This window comes from Bacteroides sp. 2201st1_D9_2201SCRN_220225, from assembly GCF_040928965.1.
In the GTDB taxonomy this organism is placed as follows: Bacteria; Bacteroidota; Bacteroidia; order Bacteroidales; family Bacteroidaceae; genus Bacteroides; species Bacteroides stercoris.
The window spans coordinates 1-2235 of record NZ_JBCODG010000160.1; the positions used below are offsets into that span (position 1 = coordinate 1).

The 2235-nt window shown below is 52.7% G+C and carries 3 protein-coding genes; all 3 read left to right on the plus strand.

The genetic code is table 11. From position 1 onward, the window contains the following. The coding region (locus tag AB5903_RS22350) for a hypothetical protein (protein WP_368118311.1) at positions 1–387 on the plus strand (387 nt) is incomplete at its 5' end. Beyond that, a complete protein-coding gene (locus AB5903_RS22355; protein WP_368118312.1) occupies positions 384–1469 on the plus strand; it encodes a hypothetical protein in 1086 nt (361 codons plus the stop codon). The genes AB5903_RS22350 and AB5903_RS22355, both read left to right, overlap by 4 nt. Next, positions 1466–2235: hypothetical protein (locus tag AB5903_RS22360; RefSeq protein ID WP_368118313.1), on the plus strand; the 770-nt coding region annotated here is incomplete at its 3' end. The genes AB5903_RS22355 and AB5903_RS22360, both read left to right, overlap by 4 nt.

Genomic DNA, 2235 nt, shown 5'->3' on the forward strand with positions numbered 1-2235 from the left:
ATCAATATGTACGTAATTGTAGAAAAGGCAAAGCTCGAAGGCAAATTCTTTGGGATAATGAATACCCTTCCGGATGGTAGGGTGTATATTCCTATCAGTGAGATGCGGAATGTGGGCACTCTTCTTGACATCGACATCATCGGTTCTGCACGTGAGTTAAAGGAACTGATAGAGAAACAGCAGGAAGCGATGCAGGGTACGGAGGACATTGACCCCGGTTTCAGTGTGACACCCGAAGAGGAAGAGGAAATAGACCCCGGTTTCAGTCAGGAACCGAATCCTGACAGTGACGGCGGGGCGTCGGAAGAGGGTGATGGTAGCGTGACCGGTTCGGAACAGCCGGCCGGGGCAAAGATTGACGGAAAAAGGAAAGGAGGCAGACGATGAACCAGAATCAAGTGACCGCTTCACTGGCTATCGTGGCGGTGAGCAACGGAACAACCGTCAACGGGTATGTACGCGTGGACAATGGTCCGCTTATCCAGGCATGGACAAAGGGAAGTGACAAGTATACGCCGGACTTTGAAGCGTTGGCGGAGGACAAACGCCCTATTGTCATTGTCGTGTTACGTGACGTGAGCAGCGGGCGCATCCTCATCCCTTCCAGGCTTGTTTTCAAGTACAACGGTACCGAACTTGCATTCGGGGAGGATGGGCTGTGTACTACGGAACAGTTTGTCGGCATGTTCAAACGCGTAACCGGATACAATGTAAGTGTGGACTCGCAGTCCTATCCCATGACCGGACTTCGCGTCATGAAGAACCTCGTACCCATTTCCGGATATGACAATGACCGTATAACTGTTTCCGGGGAAGTTGAAATTGGCGGGCATACGGTCGCATTCAACGAGCTTGCGACGGATGTTGTTATCCAGGAATCATCGGGTAAACAGTATGAGTTATTCATCACTTCAGACAAGGGTACGCAGATAATCAATCCGTCCGAAGTGCTGACGTTGAAGGCATCGCTGTACAGCGGCGGAGACCTTATCAACGATTTGGGGAACATTACGCTCCAATGGAAGAAGCAACTGCCATCGGGAGAGGCCAACCTCGGAACTCAGGGAACCCAGAACATTGCCGCGAATGATATTGACGGTTCGCTGGTGGTAAGCTGTGAAGCTGTGCAGAATGCGAAGGTCATTGCCAAGGGCTTCATTACCGTGTTCGACCTTAGCGACCCTATACTGGCGGCATTCAAGGTCAAGGGGCTTGCTTCTGACGGGCAGATATATCCGGGAGAGACGGGAACGCTGACGCCGTATGCCTATAAACGCCAGTCCGGAGAGGAAGTGGCGGTGGCAAGCTGGGACTTTGCCACATTCGACGGTGAAAACAATCCGTTCACGCTGTCGGGAAAGGACAGTAACAAGTTCCAAGGAAAGGACATCGCACTGACCTATACGGATGCAGCACGCGCCAAGACGTTCAGAGTAATCGCAACGAACACTAATCCTATTGAGCTATGATGGTGACAGCGTTTTTGAGTGTCGTGGCGGTACGTGAGCCTGACCCGGTGGAATACGTTGACATCGAGTGCCAGCCGGCTGCCATCTCTGTGGACTGTAACAATGTACAGATGGTGCCGCTGAAGCAGAAAGCCCTGCACCGCAGCGGGGCTGATGCGGCCCTGCTGGATGCATTCTGGCGGCTGCATGTCCAGTCGTCCGGCAAGGACCTCGGTACGGCGGATTCCCCCGGTGCATCGTCCGAATGGGAATACTACCTTCCGTCTGACAAGTGGGGCAATGCGGATTCTATTATCGTGGAAGCGTACCGTGATAGTGCCCGCGAGACCCTTCTTGCGCAGAAACGGATAAGTATTGTGCGGCAGAACCCGTCCCCCTTCCCGGTCGATGGTGACTGGAAACCGCTGCCGTTCAAGTATAAGAACGGGGAGTATTTCCTGGATAAGGAGAAGGGGTTTGTATTCATGTGGATGAATCCGGTGGCAGGAAACAGCGAGATGCACCCGTTCGACGATGTGGCCCAGAACCCGGACACTACTTCCTGGAAATCCATCCAGGAATACCCGCTATTGGGCACGCAGCTTTTGCTTGCCAGGAAGATAGACGCTGACCTTATCGACGTGGATAATCTGCGGGTGAAGCACCTGGATGGTGCAGACGGAACTTTTACAGGTGATTTAAAAAGTGGTAGTGTCAATATTGCCGGCGGGAAAACCCTTTTGAATAAGGATGGAAGCGGGAAATTAGCCAATGGAGCGGTAAGCTG

Coding starts and splice junctions, on each gene's coding strand:
- AB5903_RS22355 (WP_368118312.1), top strand. CDS start 384: ATGAACCAGAATCAAGTGACCGCTTCACTGGCTATCGTGGCGGTGAGC.